Origin of the sequence: uncultured Algibacter sp., assembly GCF_947495675.1 — a bacterium.
Lineage (GTDB): Bacteria > Bacteroidota > Bacteroidia > Flavobacteriales > Flavobacteriaceae > Algibacter_B.
In genome coordinates this window covers 60,555-79,348 of the sequence record NZ_CANLZX010000001.1, presented here as the reverse complement: position 1 = coordinate 79,348, position 18,794 = coordinate 60,555, and the positions used below count along the sequence as shown (strand labels likewise).

The window sequence follows — 18,794 nt, the reverse complement described above, 5'->3', positions numbered from 1 at the left end:
TTTAAATGTACTCAAAAACTAAGTGTCTATTAATTAGTTTCTGTTTTATTACAATTAACAGCTTCTCGCAAAATACATTTGTTCCTGACGATAATTTTGAACAAGCCTTAATTGATTTAGGTTTAGATACTCCGCCTTTAGACGATAATGTATTAACATCTAATATTAGTGGAGTCACAGATTTAGATATTGCTAACAAAAACATTTTAGATTTAACAGGTATTGAAGATTTTGTAGCTTTAACCAATTTAGATTGTTCTAATAATCAATTAACTACTTTAAATATCTCTCAAAACATTAACCTTGTAGAGTTGTATTGCAGTACCAATCAATTATCAAGTTTAGAGGTTATTAACTTGCCTAATTTAATACGATTATGGTGTTTTAGTAATCAAATAACAAATCTAAATATTACTCAAAACCCCTTGTTAATTTCTTTACGTTGCGAATACAATCAATTAACAAGTCTTGATACCACAAATAATATTAATTTAAATGTGTTGGTTTGTGAACACAATCAAATAAATTTTATAAATGTTTCTGATAGTGTTAGTTTAAACAGATTTTTATGTGGAAATAATTTGATAACAAATTTAGATTTAAGCGCGAATACTAACTTATCATATTTGTCTTGTGAGCAAAATCAAATAACAAGTTTAGACTTTACCAACAATAATCGTTTAGCTTTTTTAATATGTAATAATAACGCGTTAACATCACTCGATTTATCTCAAAATACTAATCTTACAGATTTAGATTGTGGTAATAATATGTTATGTGCTTTAAATTTAAAAAATGGAAGCAATAACAACATTGTATCTATGAATTTTGATTTTAATCCAGATTTAAATTGTGTTATTGTTGATAATGAGAATGATAATCATACCACTTGGAATCCTGCTTCTTTTCTAAATTATGTAAATTCAATAAATGCATGTAGAGATTTTATACCTGTAGATGTGTTAGAAAATGTAATTGGTACAAGTTATACTTTACCAACACTTACTAATGGAAATTATTTTACAGAAACTAATGGTATGGGAACACCATTAAATACTGGAAATGTAATTAGTACTTCACAAACTATTTATATTTACAATGAAAGCACATGTTATAGTAATGAAAGTAGTTTTGTAGTTGTTATAAACGATGAAGATTATTTTATACCAAAATACTTTACACCAAATAACGATGGATTAAATGATGTATGGCAGGTTTATGATAGATTAAATCTTGTAAACAATATTTCTATTTATAACCGTCATGGAAAACTAATAAAATTTTTACCAAATAGTACCTTAAATTGGGATGGAACTTATAATGGAAAATTATTAAATAGCGACAGTTATTGGTATGAAATTGTGTTAAATACCCATGAAGTTTTACGAGGGTATTTTGCTTTAAAGCGTTAATTAATTTTTTATCATAGCAATATGCGGAATATTATCTTCAAGATACTCATTACCTAAAGATTTAAATCCTAAGTTATTATAAAAATTTTTAAGATATACTTGAGCTGAAATTTTTATAGAAGTTTCTTTAAAATATTTTTTAATAGCTTCTATGGAAGCATTCATAATATCAAAACCATATTTGTGGTGTCTTTCGTTTTTGGCAACCACTACTCTACCAATACTTGCTAATTCAAAATAATCGCCTGGTTTAAAAATACGTGTATAAGCAACTACCTTTTTATTTTTAAAACCTATAACATGAAGAGATTTTTCATCTTTTCCATCAAGGTCTTGATATACACAATCTTGCTCTACTACAAAAACTTCACTTCGTAATTGTAATATATTATATAACTCATTCTTAGTAAGTTCTTTAAAAGATTTTACTTTAATTTCTAACATATTTAATCTTGTACAATAACATCTTTAGCATCATCTTTTCCATATTCTGGTTGAATATTTACATGGTTAATATCGTATTTACTAAAAACAAAATCTTCAATATTATGTAAAATATCATCAAACTCAGATAATGTAATATCTTTATTAAAATCTATATGAGCTTCTAAATGAATTTCATCTTCATTAAGTTGCCATACATGTACATGATGCACATTTTTAATACTTTCAAAAGTATTAATTTCATCAACAATTTTTTTAATTGGAATAGTATCTGGTGTAAATAACATAAGTACTTTAGTGGAGTCTTTAAGTAAATCGAAACCCATCCAGATTAAATACAATGCAATAATAAAAGTAAGTATACTATCTACTAAATACATTTGGTAATACTTCATTAACAAACCACCAATTAAAACAGCGACACTTGCCATCATATCTGTTAATAAATGTAAATAAGCACTTTTCATGTTCATGTTAGCTTTGGCATCTTTTTTTAATAATAAAACACTAAAACCATTGCCTAAAATAGCTATTAGTGAAAGCCAAATCACTAAATTTGATTCAATCTCCTGAGGGTTTTTAAACCGTTTAACAGCTTCAATAATTAGTAAAATAGCAACAACTATTAAAGTGGCCGCATTAATAAATGCAGCTAAAATTTCGGCACGTTTATAACCAAATGTTTTTTGAAAAGAAGCTTTTCTTTTAGTTAAGTTATTAGCTATAAAACTAATAATAAGTGAAATAACATCACTAAAATTATGTAATGCATCACTTAATAAAGCTAAACTTCCAGAAATTAAACCACCAATAACTTGAGCAACAGTTATTAGTATGTTTAATATAATAGATATAAAAAGATTACGACCTTTTAAGTCGCTATGATCATGCGAATGATTATGACCATGATGGTGTCCCATTTAACAAGATAAAGGAATTTTTTCTATACGTGCTTGGTGTCGTCCTCCTTCAAACTCTGTATTTAAAAAAGTTTCAACCATTTTTAATGCTTGAGGTATAGCGGTAAATCTAGCAGGAATACATAATATATTTGCATCATTATGAAGTCTTACTAATTCTACAATTTCATTATTCCAACATAAACCAGCACGTATTTTTTGGTGTTTATTTGCTGTCATAGCAACTCCATTTGCACTTCCACAAATTAAAATTCCAAAATCGGCTTTATTAGTTTCAACATCTTGAGCAACTGGATGCCCAAAATCTGCATAATCTGCTCTATCATTAGTATCTGTACCGTAATTATTAACGGTAATTCCTTTAGATTCTAATAAGGCTTTTATAGCAAATTTGTATTCTGTTCCTGCGTGATCGTTTCCTATAGAAATTGTCATTATTATTCTTTATTTTTATATAGATAGACAAAGGTAGTAATTATAAACAATGTGTATTATTATATTCATTACTTGTTAATAACTGTTTATTGTTTTCTAAAAGTAAAATTAGGATTATTCAGTTAATTTTTCAATCCATAACATTTAATTAACATGCAAATAAGTTAATGTAAATTTTTAGTTAAGTTATAAGCACTAAAAGGTATAGTTGTTAGCTACAAAATGTGTAATACTTATTAAAAATTGTTGTTAATAGTAGTTTCTAACAATTGTTAATAGTATTTTTAAAGAGCTTAATATTAAATATGTTAACTAATAATAAATTGTTCATTACGTATCAACAACATTCAATAATATATATATCAAAATAAAAAATAAAAAAGTTATACCGCTATTAACACACTATAATAATCACCATTTATTTTTTAAATTTTTAAAAGAAAAATGATTGTATTATATATAATGTGGATAACTCAAAAAATATAGAAATTTAAACTAAAACTTTTATTTATTTAAGTGTATATAATATTGAATTAGAATTAAGAAAATAACTGTTTAATTTTAAAAACGTAGCTTTGTAAAAATAAATAGCAATTTCTTCACGTGTATAATGCTATTAAATAACAAAATTTCCTATACCTTAGGAATTGAAAATGATTACAAAATTAAATGAGTAAAAAAAGAAAAGGGAAATCCAAAAACAAAGGTATTTCCAACCTAACAAATACAATTTTAAGTATTTTAAAAAAAGAAAGAAACCAGAGTTTTAACTATAAACAAATTGCTGCTAAACTTGGAGTTAACGACGCAAGTAGCAGAAATCAAATTATAAAAACACTTGCTAAATTAGCTACTAAACAAGAAATTGAACAAGTAGAGCGCGGAAAATTTAAAGCCGTAGTAAATACAGAATACCACATAGGTAAACTAGATTTAGCGGCTAAAGGAAACGGATATGTTATATGTGATGATTTTGAAGATGATGTGTTTATAGCATCCAACAATATCAATAAAGCATTACATGGTGATGAAGTAGAATTTTATGCTTACAAACGTAGAAAACGAGGTAAATTAGAAGGCGAAATTACTAATATTATTAAACGTGCAAAATCAGAATACGTAGGTGTTATTCAAATTCACGAAAAAAAGAATTTTGCTTTTGTAGTTGTTGATAGTAATAAAATGTATAAAGATATTTTTATTCCTATTAATAAAATTAATAAAGCTCAAGATGGTGATAAAGTTTTAGTATCACTTGAAGATTGGCCAGAAAAAGCAGATTCACCTTATGGAAAAGTACTAGAAGTACTCGGTAAGCCAGGAGAACATAACACCGAAATTCATGCTATTTTAGCTGAATATGGTTTACCATTAGAATTTCCTCATGAAGTTGAACAATTTGCTAACGAAATAGATACTTCTATTACAGAAAAAGAAATAGCAAATAGACGCGATATGCGTAAAGATTTAACCTTTACTATAGATCCTAAAGATGCTAAAGATTTTGATGATGCACTTTCATTTGAAGTTTTAAATAATGGTTTATATGAAATAGGAATCCATATTGCCGATGTATCACACTATTTACAAGAAGGTACTATTTTAGATGATGAAGCTTATGAGCGTGCAACTTCTGTATATTTAGTAGATCGTGTTGTACCTATGCTTCCAGAAGTATTATCAAACAATGCATGTTCGTTACGACCACATGAAGAGAAATATACTTTTTCAGCAGTTTTTCAAATGAATGATAAAGCTGAAATTAAAAACCAATGGTTTGGACGTACGGTAACTTATAGTGATGCTCGTTATGCTTACGAAGAAGCACAAGCGGTTATAGAATCTAAAACAAACAATATACCTGCAGAGGTTTCTTTAACAGGAAAAGCATATCAAACCGATCAAAAATTAGCAGATGCCATTTTAAAAATGGATACTCTCGCTAAAATAATGCGCGGACAACGTATGCGTGAAGGTGCTATTTCTTTTGATAAAGTAGAAGTAAAATTTAATTTAGACGAACAAGCTAATCCAGTTGGTGTATTTTTTAAAACCAGTAAAGATGCTAATAAACTAATTGAAGAGTTTATGTTATTAGCTAACCGGAAGGTGTCGGAATTTGTTGGAAAACAATCGCCTAAAAAAACCTTTGTGTATCGTGTACATGACGAACCAGATGATAGTAAATTAGCTTCATTACAAAATGTTGTAGGCCGTTTTGGTTATAAACTTAATTTTAAAGATCGAAAAAGTACAACAGCCTCTTTAAATAATTTATTAAAAGAAGTAAACGGAAAAAAAGAGCAAAATTTAGTTGATACTTTAACTATCCGTAGTATGAGTAAAGCTGAATACACTACACATAATATTGGCCATTACGGTTTAGCTTTTGATTATTATAGTCATTTTACATCACCAATTCGTCGTTATCCAGATGTTATGGCACATCGTTTATTGCAACATTATCTTGATGGTGGGAAATCTGCCAATGAAGAAGAGTACAAAGAAAAATGTAACCATTCTAGTAATATGGAAGGGTTAGCTACAAGAGCTGAACGCGATTCTATCAAATACATGCAAATTCGTTTTATGGAAGACCATAAAGATGAAGAATTTGTTGGTGTAATTTCTGGAGTAACAGATTGGGGTATTTACGTAGAAATTATTTCAAATAAATGCGAAGGTATGGTAAGTGTTCGCGATATGAAAGACGATCATTATGCCTTCGATCAAGATTTATATGCTATGGTTGGTAGAAATAATGGGTTAGTTTATCAATTAGGAGATGAAGTTATTGTAAAAGTAAAAAACACCGATTTAGTTAAAAAACACTTAGATTTTAATTTAATAGGTAAACCTCAAGAATCTTAAATAATTTGTAACATTTAAAGATTTATTACAACTTATATTAAATTTATAAATTATGATACTTACAACAACAAACTCTATTGAAGGCCATAAAATTCAAGATTATTTAGGTATTGTTACAGGAGTTTCTAGTAATATTAAAACGTCGTTTTCTTTTAAAACAGAAAAGAATATGAAATTAATATCTAATATTATTAATAAAGCAAAAGAAGAAGCTTTTCAAAATTTAAAAGAGAATGCTTTAAACCTAAAAGCTAATGCTATTGTTGGAATCCAATTAGATATGGAAACCGAAGCTGGTTCATATTTTTTTGTTTCTGTAACAGGTACCGCTGTAAAGGTTATTTAATTATTATAATGTTTTCATAAAGTTAATCTACTACATAACAATTATTAATAATTTTACGTTTTCACTAAAAATAAAATACATGAAAACTCTAATTAAAGTAATTGTACTTTTTGTATCAACAATATGTTTATCACAAAACCCAATAGAAAAAACTATAGGAGAATTTAGTGAATTAAAAGTTTATGATTTAATAGAAGTAGAACTTATTAAATCTGATAATGATAAAATTAGTATTACTGGAAAAAATGCTACCAACGTTTTAGTAAATAATAAAAACGGTACATTAAAAATAAAAATGAAGCTTGAAGAAGCTTTTGATGGTAATAAAACTAAAGTAAAGTTATACTATACAAATATTGATGTAATTGATGCAAATGAAGGGTCCTATGTTCATTCAGAAGATACCATTAATCAATTTGAAATTGATTTAAATGCACAAGAAGGTGGTAAAATAGATGTAAATGTTGATGTTAAATATATTAATGTTAGAGCTGTTACAGGTGCAGATATAGCTGCAGCTGGTGTAGCAAAACATCAAGACGTTTCTATTTATACAGGAGGCGATTATAATGGTAAACTTTTAAAAACAGAATTAACCGAAGTCTCAATAAGAGCTGCTGGAGAAGCTCATGTAAATGCAACAAAAAAAGTAGTTGCTAAAGTAAGAGCTGGAGGTAATATTTTTATACATGGTAATCCAGATCAGATAGATGAAAGTAGAGTTTTAGGAGGTAAAATTAAAAGAGTTGAACAATAATACTAATTAATTTACCATTATCAATTTTATTTTAATCTATACAAGTACTATACAACAATTGTTTAAACCCACATTTTTATTACCTTAGTGACTTAACAATTTGTATATTTTCATGAAAAGCTTAAAGTTTTTCTTTTTTCTATTTGTTTTAGGTTTTATTGCTCAATCTCAAGAAAGACCGCCAATAAATGTTTTTTATCCTGAAGACTATGGTGGTGATTCCCAAAACTGGTCTATTTCTCAATCAAGTGATCATTATTTATACTTCGCTAATAATAAAGGGTTATTAGAATTTAATGGTGCTAAATGGAGTTTATACAATTCACCAAACCAAACTATTTTACGGTCTGTAAAAGTTATTGATAGTTTAATATATACTGGTAGTTATCATGAATTTGGTTATTGGGATAAAGATGAATTTGGCATACTAAATTATACATCATTATCAACCAAGCTTGAAATAAATTTTTTAGAAGATGAAGAGATTTGGAATATTCTTTCTTTAGAAAATTGGATTCTATTTCAATCTTTAAATCGCATTCATATTTTTGAAAAATCCAAAAATTCTTACAACGTAGTTAATTCCATTTCTACTATTTCAAAACTATTTAAAGTTAATAATAACTTATTTTTTCAAAACTTAAATAATGGACTTTATCAGATTATAAGAGGTAAAGATGTTCTAGTATCTAATGACCAAGTTTTAAAAAATAATGTTATAGTTAATATATTTAATCATAATGATGATTTATTAATAATTACACAAGACAATGGTTTTTTTAGTTTAAAAAACGGAGAATTAAAACCATGGAATATTCCAGCTAATAACCTATTAAAAGATATTAGTGTATTTAGTAGTATTCAACTCCAAGATAGAAGTATTGTTTTAGGAACTATATCTGATGGTATCATACACTTAACTAGTAGTGGTGAGATTAATTATAGAATTAATCAATCTAATGGTTTAAGTAATAATACTGTTTTATCAATTTTTGAAGATATAGATAATAATATTTGGTTAGGCTTAGATAATGGTATTAATAGTATAAATATTTCTTCACCATATCTTTTTTATAATGATAATAGTGGTACCATAGGAAGTGTATATACATCTAAAGTTTACAAAGACATATTATACTTAGGTACTAATCAAGGCCTTTTTTATAGGGCATTAAATAGTAATGAAAAATTTAAATTTATTGAAAATACTCAGGGCCAAGTTTGGAGTATAGAAAATATAAATAACACGCTTTTTTGTGGTCATAACTCAGGCACATTTGTAATAGATAATAATCAAGCTATTAAAATATCTAATATTCCGGGCACATGGCAAATTAAAACAATTGATAATCATGATAATTTAATTATCCAGGGTAACTATGATGGATTACACATTTTAGAGAATAATAATGGCGTTTGGAATTATAAAAATAAAATTAAAGGGTTTAATATATCAAGTAGATATTTTGAATTTTTAAATAATAAAGAGATTTTTATAAATCATGAATATAAAGGACTATTTAGATTAAAAATTAATGACGATTTTACTAAAGTAAACTCATTTTTTAAAGATAGTTTACTCAATAAAGGTTTATATACTAGTTTAATAAAATTTAATAAGGATATATTATATACCAGTAAAAATGGCGTTTATAAATTTAATGTTTCAAGTAATAATTTTAAAAAAGATACACTCTTAAGTAAATTAATAACTAAAAAAGAATTTACTTCGGCCAAACTGGTTCCAGATAATAGTACTAATAAACTTTGGAGTTTTTCAAAGCCTACAATTAAATATTTAACATCGTCTAAACTTAGTGGCGAAATGAAAATTAAATCAATAACTTTTCCGGTTGATATAAGAAAAGATATTGTTGGCTTTGAGAATATAACCCATATTACTGATAATAAGTTTTTGCTTGGCTCATCAACAGGTTATACTGTTTTAAATTTAAATAAAACATTAGATTTAAAACATAGTATTAATATCGACAAAATTACAGTTAGTCATTTAAAAAATAATGATTCAATTCGTTATGTTAATCTTAATTCCAAAACCGAATTTAAAAACAAAGAAAATAATTTTAAATTCACTTATAGTATATCAGGATATTATAAAACCCTTAGGCCAGAATATCAATATAAGCTTGAAGGGATATATGATACTTGGAGTGATTGGAGTACAGACGGAACTGTGTTATTTGAAAATTTACCTTATGGAGATTATAACTTTAGTGTAAAAGGTAGAGTTGGTAATCAATATTCTTCAAATACTGAAACATATTCATTTAAGATTGATAGGCCTTGGTATATTTCAAACTCAGCTATAGCTGTGTATGTTATTTTTATATTACTTTTTTTGTTATTTATTCATAATGTATATAAGCGTTATTATAGAAAACAACGAGAACGATTAATGTTAAAAACTACAAGAGAATTTAATCTTAAAGCGTTAGAAAATAAACAGCAATTAATGCGTTTTAAAAACGAAAGGCTTAAAGAGGATATTGAAAGCAAAAATAGAGAGCTTGGTATTTCAACAATGAATTTAATTAAGAAAAATGAATTTTTAAATACCATTAAAAAAGAACTTGAAAATAATGAAGGCAACAAAAACCTTGATAAGGTAATTAAAATTATAGATAAGAACCTAAATGATTCAGACGATTGGAATTTATTTCAAGAAGCCTTTAATAATGCAGATAAAGATTTTCTAAAAAAGATAAAAAGTATACATCCGAATTTAACAGCCAATGATTTGCGTCTTTGTGCTTATTTACGTTTAAATTTATCATCAAAAGAAATAGCACCACTTTTAAATATATCTCCTAGAAGTGTAGAAGTTAAACGTTACAGGTTAAGAAAGAAAATGGATTTAGCACATGAATCTAGCCTTTCAGATTATATTTTAGAAATATAATTTCCACTACAACGTTATTTTTTACCCATACAATACCACAACATTTACTTTTTAAAGCCTAATTTATGTTTTTTTTAAATAAATTAAATTCATAAAAAAAGCCTATGTTTATTAGTATTTTAATAAAAACTACTGCTTTTTTTTATTATGTATATTTTTTGTTGGGGTAAACTCTGTTAATAAATACTTAACATCTTCTTAAATTTAACCTAAACTTAAACTAACATATTTATGAGACACACGCTATTACAAATTTTAGCTTTATTCTTTATTTCTTTTGCAGGTGCACAGAATATAGATATAAGTGGAAATGTTCAGGATGAAACGGGGTTTCCTATTCCTGGGGCGAACATCATTGTTAAGAACACCTCTAAAGGTACCACTTCAGATTTTGATGGTAACTTTATCTTAACAGGAGTACAAAAGGGAACTACTATCTCGGTAAGTTACATTGGTTATGTAACTAAAGATGTAGTGGTTTCAGACAGCAAAAAATTAACAATTCAATTACAAGAAGATCTTGCTCAATTAGATGAAGTAATTGTAGTAGGTTATGGTACACAAAAAGTAACAAAAGTTTCTGGTGCTATTTCTACTGTAAAGTCAGAATCTATTGAAAAACTAAAACCTTTAAGGGTAGAAGAAGCTTTACAAGGAAGTGCTTCTGGTGTTTCCGTAATTCAAAGTGGTTCACCAGGAAGTAAGCCAACAGTATTAGTTCGTGGTATCCCTTCTTTTTCTGGAGTAGATCCAGTTGTTATTATTGATGGTGTACCGCAATCTTTAGATGATTTAAATTCTATTAGTTCATCAGATATTCAATCACTTAATATCTTAAAAGATGCTGCATCTACAGCAATTTACGGTGTTAAAGGTGGAAATGGTGTAATTGTAGTTACAACTAAAGGCGGAAGAAAAAATCAAAAGGCGGAATTTAATTTAAATACCTACACAGGTTTTCAATCTGTAATTAGAAAAATAGGTTTATTAAATGCTTCAGAATATGCTGTAATGACTAACGAAGGTAGTGTTGCTGCTGGAGGAGATTTAATTTTTCCTAATATTTCTAATTTAGGTCAAGGTACAGATTGGCAAGACGAAGTATTTAAAGACGCTAGTGTAACTTCACACACATTATCTGCAAGAGGAGGATCAGAAAATATAGGTTACTTTTTATCTGCAGGATATTTAAGCCAAGGCGGTGTAGTAGGTGGACAAGATAAATCTAATTTTAATAGAGTAAACTTTACAGCAAACTTAGATTTTCAATTAACACCTAATTTAAAATTCTTACTTAATACGAGTTATGCTAACATAAAAAGTAAAACTATAGCAGAAAATTCATTTAACTCTATTTTAGGTAATGCTATAAACTTCGACCCTACAGTATCGGTTTATAATACCGATCCTAACGATTTTGCATCTTACGGTTATAGTAACTTATTATTATCAGAGATTTTCAATCCAGTACAACGATTAGAAGATACTTATAATCAAAATAATGGTGATAAGTTATATGGTAAGTTTGAAATACAATATGATATACTAGACAACCTTAAAATAACATCAAGATTAGGTTATACTAAATGGGATAATGTTAGAAAAACCTTTTCTCCATTAGCTTATTATGGACCTAATAATGTATCTAGTCAATATTTACCAGATGGTACTGTGCCTTTACAAACAATAGATAATGGTGATGGTACAACTAGTACAATACCTACACATAACAATAGTGTTACAGAAATTGAAGAATCTAATTTTAGTTATACGTTTGAAACTTTTGCTAGTTATGTATTTAGTTTAAATGAAAAACATAATTTTGATGTTGTTTTAGGTATTTCAAGAAGTAAATCTACTGGCGATGAAATTGGTACTACTAGACAAGATGTAAGAGATAACTCATGGGCTTGGGCAGATATTAGCGCCGCTACAGGTGTTAATACAGAATTAAATACTAATGCATATACAGGTTATAGTTCTCAAGATTTAGAGCGTAGAAATATGTCGTTTTTTAGCAGAATTAATTATGATTATAATGATAAATACTTAGTATCTTTTTCAGCAAGACGAGATGGCTCTATAGCATTTGGTGATGATAATAAATTCGCAAATTTCTATGCCGGATCATTAGGTTGGGTTATGTCTAACGAAGAGTGGTTTGATTCAGAAAACATTAATTTCTTAAAAATAAGAGGAAGTTATGGTACTGTTGGTAATGAAAATGTAGACCCTCAATATGTTAGTATTACAGTTGGCGGACCAAGTTATAATTCTACAGCAAATAGTAATGGTTATACTTTTGGAACTGAATTTGTGAATGGAGCTACTGTAAATTCTTTTAGCAACCCAACATTAAGCTGGGAAGAGCAAACACAATATAACATAGGTTTTGATGCTACATTATTTAATAACCTATCTATTACAGCCGATTATTTTAATAAATCTGTTGAAGGCTTATTATTTACTGATGCACCACCACTTTATGCAGGTACTTCTGAACCTGTGAAATCTAATATTGGTAGCACAGAAAGTAAAGGTATAGATTTAACGTTAGGGTATAAAAATAATGGTGATGCGTTTAAATTTAATACATCACTAACATTTACATCATCTAAAAACGAAGTAACTGAAACAAATAGTGATGGTACAGCATTTGTTCCAGGGGGTTCTTATTTTAATGGTCAAGCTCAAGACGCTACACGATTTGAGAAAGGATTTACTCCAGGTTATTTTTATGGATTCCAAACTAATGGATTATTTCAAAACCAATCTGAGATTGACGCACATGCTACTCAATCAGGAGCACAACCAGGTGATATTCGTTTTGTAGATATTAATAACGATGGTATTATTAATGATGATGACAAAACTGATATTGGTGATCCTTTCGCTGATTTTACTTTAGGTTGGAATTTAGGATTTGAGTATAAAAACTTTGATTTAAGCATGTTTACTTATGCTTCGGTTGGTAATGATATATTTAGAGCATACGAACGTAATGCCCTATACACCAACAAGGATAGAAGTATTTTAAATAGATGGACTGGAGAAGGAACAACTAACGATGCCAGTAATCCACGTTACACATTTGCTGATACTAATAGTAATATTAGACCATCAGACAGATATGTTGAAGATGGAAGTTTTATAAAAATTAAGAGTTTAATTTTAGGTTACACCTTACCTGAAACTTCAAATAATGTATTTAGTAAAGTACGTATATACGCGCAGGCTAAAAACTTATTAACGCTTACAGAATATACTGGTTTTGATCCTGAAATATCAGGTGGTATTTTAGATACTGGTATAGACAGAGGTGCTTACCCGCAAGCAAGAACATTTCTAATTGGTTTAGACCTTAAATTTTAACATCCAAAAAAATATATTAGTATGAAAAATATAAAAAACAGTATTGGGTTAATCATAATACTTTCAATCTTTATTGGTTGTTCAGATGTTGTTGAATTCGACCCGCATGATGAGTATGCTGTAACAGAAGTAGATTATTTACAAACAGAAGCAGATTATCAAACCATGGCAGTAAGTTGCTATACACCTACACAATGGTTAAACCAAATGATGGTTATTGGTGATATTGCTTCTGATAATGCCGTAGCTGGAGGTGAAAATGCTTCTGATGTACTTGCGTTACAAAACATAGATGATTTTGATTATCAACTTTTAGCAAATAACAGCACATTAGAAGATTTATGGAAATCTGCTTACGAAGGTATCAATAGAACAAATTACTTAATTAGTTATAAGGATACTAACTTGTTAGGTGATACAGTAGATTTCGATGGAAAAGAAGCTCTTTATGGCGAGATTCATTTTTTAAGAGCTTATTACTACTTTAACTTAACAAGAATGTTTGGTGATGTAGTTTTATTTACTGATGGAAAATTAGGAATATCAGATTTTGGAGGTTTTGAAAGATCACCACAAGCAGATATATATGCTCAAATTGAAACAGACTTATTAGATGCAATTAGCAAATTACCAACATCTGCATCTCAACAAGGTCGAGTAACTAAATATGCTGCTCAAGCTTTATTAGGTAAAGTGTATTTATACCAAGAAAAATTTGACTTAGCAGTTCCTATGCTTGAAAATGTAGTAAACGGCCCATTCATGTTAGTTTCAAATTTTGATGATATCTTTTTGTTTTCTGGTGAAAATGGTCCAGAATCTGTTTATGAGGTTCAATACTCTAATGGTTCACCATACTATAACTGGGGTGGTCAAACAAGAGGTCAAGGAAATTATGCTGTACAACAATGTGGAATAAGAGGTTTAAATGGTACTGCCGAAATGCCTTATAATGCAGGTTGGAGTACAAATTTACCAACACAAGATTTAGCATCAGCCTACGAAGATGGTGATCAAAGAAAAGATGCAACCTGTCTAGATGTTGCAGCTTATGCAGCAGCTAACCCTAGCCTTAACATTACGTTTCAAGTAGCACCTTTTAAAAATACCGATTTATACAATAAAAAGTATTTACCAAGAAAAGGAGAAACTAGCGGGCAAATAGAATTAAACTACGAAAATAATCAACGTATTATTCGATATGCAGATGTGTTATTAATGGCAGCAGAAGCTAATTTAAGAGCATCATCTGGGAGTGCAACAAAAGCTCAAACCTATTTAGATAGAGTAAGAGATAGAGCTTTTGGTGATGAAGATCACAGAGTTACAGCAACAGTACAAGCTATTTGGGACGAAAGACGTTTAGAATTAGCTATGGAAGGTGATCGTTTTTTCGATTTAGTTAGAACAGGACAAGCAGCAACAGTTTTAGGTAGTGGTTATAGTACAGCTACAAAAGGGCTTTTTGCAATTCCTCAAAGAGAAATAGATATTTCTGGCTTATCACAAAACGAAGGTTACTAATAACTTAAAAAACAATTTATGAAAACATTAAAATATATTTTTAGCGCTATCTTAATCTTAACCCTAGTTTGGAGTTGTGATGAAGACAATTTTGGCGATACTAGCTTTATTGATAGTATCACAGCTCCAACAAACGTTTCTGCTGCGGTAAGCGTTACTCAAGATAATACAGGATTAGTAACCATTACACCATTAGGAGATGGTGTAGCTAGTTATACTATTAATTTTGGAGACGACTCTTCAGAAGAAGGTATTTCTCCTGGAGATAGTTTAGAGCATGTTTATGCAGAAGGAACTTATGAAGCTACAATAACAGCAACTAGTTTAAATGGTTTAACTACTACAGTTACTCAAACTATTGTGGTGTCATTCAAATCACCAGAAAACTTAATGGTTACTATCGAGAATGATGTAGCTGTTTCTAAACAAGTAAATCTTACTGCAACTGCTGATTATGCAACCTCTTTCGAGGCTTATTTTGGTGAACCTGGTAAAGATGATCCAATAGTTTTCAATATTGATGAAGCTATTTCTTATCAATATGCAGATGCTGGTATTTATACAATTAGAGTTGTGGCAATGAGTGCAGCTATTGAAACCACCGAGTATTCTGAAGAGTTTGAGGTAACAGCAATTCTTCAACCATTAGTATCGGCACCAACTCCTCCTGCAAGAGGCGTTGCAGATGTAATTTCAATTTATACTAGTGCATATACGAATGTTCCAGACACTAATTATTTCCCAGATTGGGGGCAAGGTAGTCAAGGAAGTGGCTGGGGAACTTTTGATCTTAGTGGAGACGAAATGTTACAATATACAAACATAAGTTACCAAGGTATTGCTTTGGCAGATGGTGTAACTGTAGATGTTTCTGGAATGGATTATTTACATCTTGATGTATGGACTGCAGATGTTGTAACAGATCTTGAAACATCGTTAATTAATAATGCTTCAGGTACTGTAACAGAGGCTCCTGTTGTAAAATCATTAACTCCAAATAGCTGGACAAGTATTGAAATTCCTATCTCAGATTATACAGACCAAGGATTAACTGTTACAGAAATTTTTCAAATGAAATTTGTTGGAACACCATGGGCAGCAGGAACTGTTTTTATTGATAACATTTATTTTTATAAAGAAAGTTCAGATGTATTAAATAGTATAACACCAATCGATTTTGAAGAAGAATTTTCGTTAAGTAGTTTTGATGGTGGAGATATTTCTGTAGTTGCTAATCCAGATACTACTGGAAACCCATCAAGTACGGTAGCTCAAATGATTAAAGGAAGCGGACAACCTTGGGCTGGTTCAAAAATAACAATTGAAACACCTTTTGATTTTTCTACCAATACAGTTATCACAGCTAAAGTATGGTCGCCAAGAGCAGGTTTAAATTTACTTATGAAATTTGAAGATGCAGTACCGTGGCCAGATGTAACTGGAACTGCCGATGTAATTGCTACAACAACAGTTGCAAATCAATGGGAAACATTAACTTTTGATTTTACTGGTATTGATATGGGGATAGATTGGTACAACATGGTATTAATCATGGATAATGGAACCGCAGGAGATGGAAGTGATAATTATACTATTTACTTAGATGATATTTCATCTAACCCTATGCTTGATTTCGAACCAGATTTTTCATTAAGTAGTTTCGATGGAGGAGATATTACAATTGTTGCAAACCCTGATACTGCTGGAAATCCATCTAGCATGGTAGCTCAAATGATTAAAGGAAGCGGGCAACCTTGGGCAGGTTCTAAAATAACATTCCCTACACCTTTCGATTTTTCTACAGGGACTACAATTACAGCAAAAGTATGGTCGCCAAGAGCAGGCTTAAACCTTCTTTTAAAATTTGAAGATGCTGTACCATGGCCAGACGTTACTGCTACTGCAGAAATCACCGCTACAACAACTATAGCTAATGGTTGGGAAACACTTACTTTCGATTTTAGTGGTGTAGATATGGGTATTGAATGGTATAACCTTGTTCTAATCATGGACAACGGAACCCAAGGAGATGGTTCTGCTGATTATACTATTTATGTTGATGATATAGATTTAAACTAAAGAAAAGAACAAAACATAAATTATGAAAAAAATAAAATATTATATCGGAATATTTTTGACACTAGCTTTAGTATTTACTAGCTGTCAAGATGATGATGTTTCTGTTGGCGAATTAATTGCACCAACTGGTGTAACAATTTCTGCTGAAGTTGTTGGAGTAGATGCAGAAAATCCAACTGGAGATGGATCTGGATTTGTACATTTTACTGCGACCTCTAACAATGAAATTAGTTACAAATTTGATTTTGGAGATGGTAAATCAGAAGTAGCTCCTTCAGGAAATGTAACTCACAGATATACAACTACTGGAGTTAATACTTATACTGTTGTAGTTAGTGCTATAGGTACAGGTGGGATTAAATCAAGTACTTCTATGGAAGTTGAGGTTTTTAGTTCATTCTCTGATCTTGAAGCTGTAGAAATGATGGCAGGAAGTGTTGTTGGAGGTTCTAAAACATGGTATTGGGCAGCTAATTTACCAACTCATGTAGGTTTAGGTCCTGTTGAAGATGATTATGGAAATGGTGAATTTGCTTATGAAGCTTGGTGGAATGCTATTGGACCTTGGGATGAAGAAAAATCATGTATGTACACAAATGAATTTGTGTTTACTAGATTAGAAGAAGGTTTAACATTTGAACAAACTGTAGGTCCTGCATTTGTACCGGGTACTTATGCTGACGTTCTTGGTGTTGCCGGTGATACTTGTCATGATGAAACAGTAGCTACAACAATGTTTGGTGTAAAAGATGTATCATTCGCACCTTCTTCATCAAAAGCAGCGCTTGAGGGTTCTTATAATGAGGCACCTTACAGAGGTACGAGTTTTGAAATTGCTGATGGTGGATTTATGGGATGGTATGTTGGCGCATACACTTATGATATTATATCTATTACAGACGACTTTTTAGAAGTTAGAATAATTCAAGTAGGCAATGGTTTTGCTTGGTACCATAAATTTACTTCTGTGAAACCTGTTGAAGGTGAAGCTGTATTTGAGTCTGAGTACGATACTTTAGCATGGGCTGATGAATTTGATACTAACGGGGCACCAGATCCTGCAAATTGGACCTATGATTTAGGCGCTGGTGGCTGGGGTAACGGAGAAGTTCAATCTTATACAAGTGATGCTAGTAATGTTATTGTTGAAGACGGAATACTAAAAATTACCGCTATAAAAGATGGTTCTAATTATACCTCAACAAGATTAAAATCAATTGATTTATTCGAGTTTAAATACGGTCGTGTTGAAGTTTCGGCTAAACTTCCATCAGCTCAAGGTACATGGCCTGCTATTTGGATGTTAGGAGCTAATTTTCCAGAAGTAGGATGGCCTACTTGTGGTGAAATTGATATTATGGAACAAACAGGTGCAGATAAAAACACTTCGCTTGGTACGTACCATTGGTTTGATACTGGCACTAGCGCTAATGCAAGTTACGGTGAAACAATATCAATTGAGAATGCTTCTTCAGAATTTCACGTGTATGGCTTAGAATGGACACCAGAAAAGTTAACTGTTTTGTTAGATAATGTTCCAGTAACTGTAATGGATAATAACGCCGATTTACCATTTTATGATAAAGAATTCTTTATGATTTTAAATATCGCTATGGGTGGTACTTTAGGAGGAGATATTGATCCTGCTTTTACACAAGATACCATGGAGATTGATTATATAAGAGTTTATCAATAATATAGTTTAGTTTGTTTA

General features: G+C 29.9%; 12 protein-coding genes. 9 read left to right on the top strand and 3 right to left on the bottom strand.

Going from position 1 to position 18,794, the window contains the following annotated elements; translation table 11 throughout:
* The first annotated feature begins 5 nt into the window (after positions 1-5).
* Positions 6-1,412 carry a T9SS type B sorting domain-containing protein gene (locus Q0842_RS00300; RefSeq protein WP_298492694.1) on the top strand — a complete coding sequence of 469 codons (1,407 nt, stop codon included), beginning with the start codon at positions 6-8 and terminating at the stop codon, positions 1,410-1,412.
* Here Q0842_RS00300 and Q0842_RS00295 read toward each other — a convergent pair whose 3' ends face one another.
* From Q0842_RS00295 to rpiB, 3 genes are read right to left on the bottom strand one after another with little or no spacing between them, the layout of a single operon-like run.
* Positions 1,413-1,856 carry a GNAT family N-acetyltransferase gene (locus Q0842_RS00295; protein ID WP_298492691.1) on the bottom strand — a complete coding sequence of 148 codons (444 nt, stop codon included), beginning with the start codon at positions 1,854-1,856 and terminating at the stop codon, positions 1,413-1,415. It lies immediately after the preceding gene.
* Positions 1,857-1,858: 2 nt separating this feature from the next.
* Positions 1,859-2,776 carry a cation diffusion facilitator family transporter gene (locus Q0842_RS00290; RefSeq protein WP_298492688.1) on the bottom strand — a complete coding sequence of 306 codons (918 nt, stop codon included), beginning with the start codon at positions 2,774-2,776 and terminating at the stop codon, positions 1,859-1,861.
* On the bottom strand, positions 2,777-3,211 hold the full coding sequence (gene rpiB, locus Q0842_RS00285) for a ribose 5-phosphate isomerase B (protein WP_298492685.1): 435 nt from the start codon (positions 3,209-3,211) through the stop codon (positions 2,777-2,779). It abuts the gene before it with no gap.
* Between the two features lie 669 nt (positions 3,212-3,880).
* On the opposite strand from rpiB, the gene rnr reads away from it, so the two are divergent.
* From rnr to Q0842_RS00245, 8 genes are all read left to right on the top strand, one after another.
* A complete protein-coding gene (rnr, locus tag Q0842_RS00280; protein WP_298492682.1) occupies positions 3,881-6,082 on the top strand; it encodes a ribonuclease R in 2,202 nt (733 codons plus the stop codon).
* Positions 6,083-6,134: 52 nt separating this feature from the next.
* A complete protein-coding gene (locus tag Q0842_RS00275; protein WP_298492679.1) occupies positions 6,135-6,428 on the top strand; it encodes a heavy metal-binding domain-containing protein in 294 nt (97 codons plus the stop codon).
* Positions 6,429-6,507: 79 nt separating this feature from the next.
* The gene (locus tag Q0842_RS00270) at positions 6,508-7,185 is read left to right on the top strand and encodes a head GIN domain-containing protein (protein WP_298492677.1); all 678 of its coding nucleotides are present in this window, start codon (positions 6,508-6,510) and stop codon (positions 7,183-7,185) included.
* 112 nt (positions 7,186-7,297) lie between these two features.
* Positions 7,298-10,105 carry a LuxR C-terminal-related transcriptional regulator gene (locus Q0842_RS00265; RefSeq protein ID WP_298492675.1) on the top strand — a complete coding sequence of 936 codons (2,808 nt, stop codon included), beginning with the start codon at positions 7,298-7,300 and terminating at the stop codon, positions 10,103-10,105.
* A 231-nt stretch (positions 10,106-10,336) separates the two neighbouring features.
* The gene (locus tag Q0842_RS00260; RefSeq protein ID WP_298492673.1) at positions 10,337-13,477 is read left to right on the top strand and encodes a TonB-dependent receptor; all 3,141 of its coding nucleotides are present in this window, start codon (positions 10,337-10,339) and stop codon (positions 13,475-13,477) included.
* Positions 13,478-13,498: 21 nt separating this feature from the next.
* On the top strand, positions 13,499-15,001 hold the full coding sequence (locus Q0842_RS00255; RefSeq protein WP_298492671.1) for a RagB/SusD family nutrient uptake outer membrane protein: 1,503 nt from the start codon (positions 13,499-13,501) through the stop codon (positions 14,999-15,001).
* A gap of 18 nt (positions 15,002-15,019) precedes the next feature.
* Positions 15,020-17,080, top strand: a complete 2,061-nt coding sequence (locus tag Q0842_RS00250) for a hypothetical protein (protein WP_298492669.1) — start codon at positions 15,020-15,022, stop codon at positions 17,078-17,080.
* 22 nt (positions 17,081-17,102) lie between these two features.
* Positions 17,103-18,776 carry a family 16 glycosylhydrolase gene (locus Q0842_RS00245; RefSeq protein WP_298492667.1) on the top strand — a complete coding sequence of 558 codons (1,674 nt, stop codon included), beginning with the start codon at positions 17,103-17,105 and terminating at the stop codon, positions 18,774-18,776.
* Positions 18,777-18,794 lie beyond the last annotated feature (18 nt).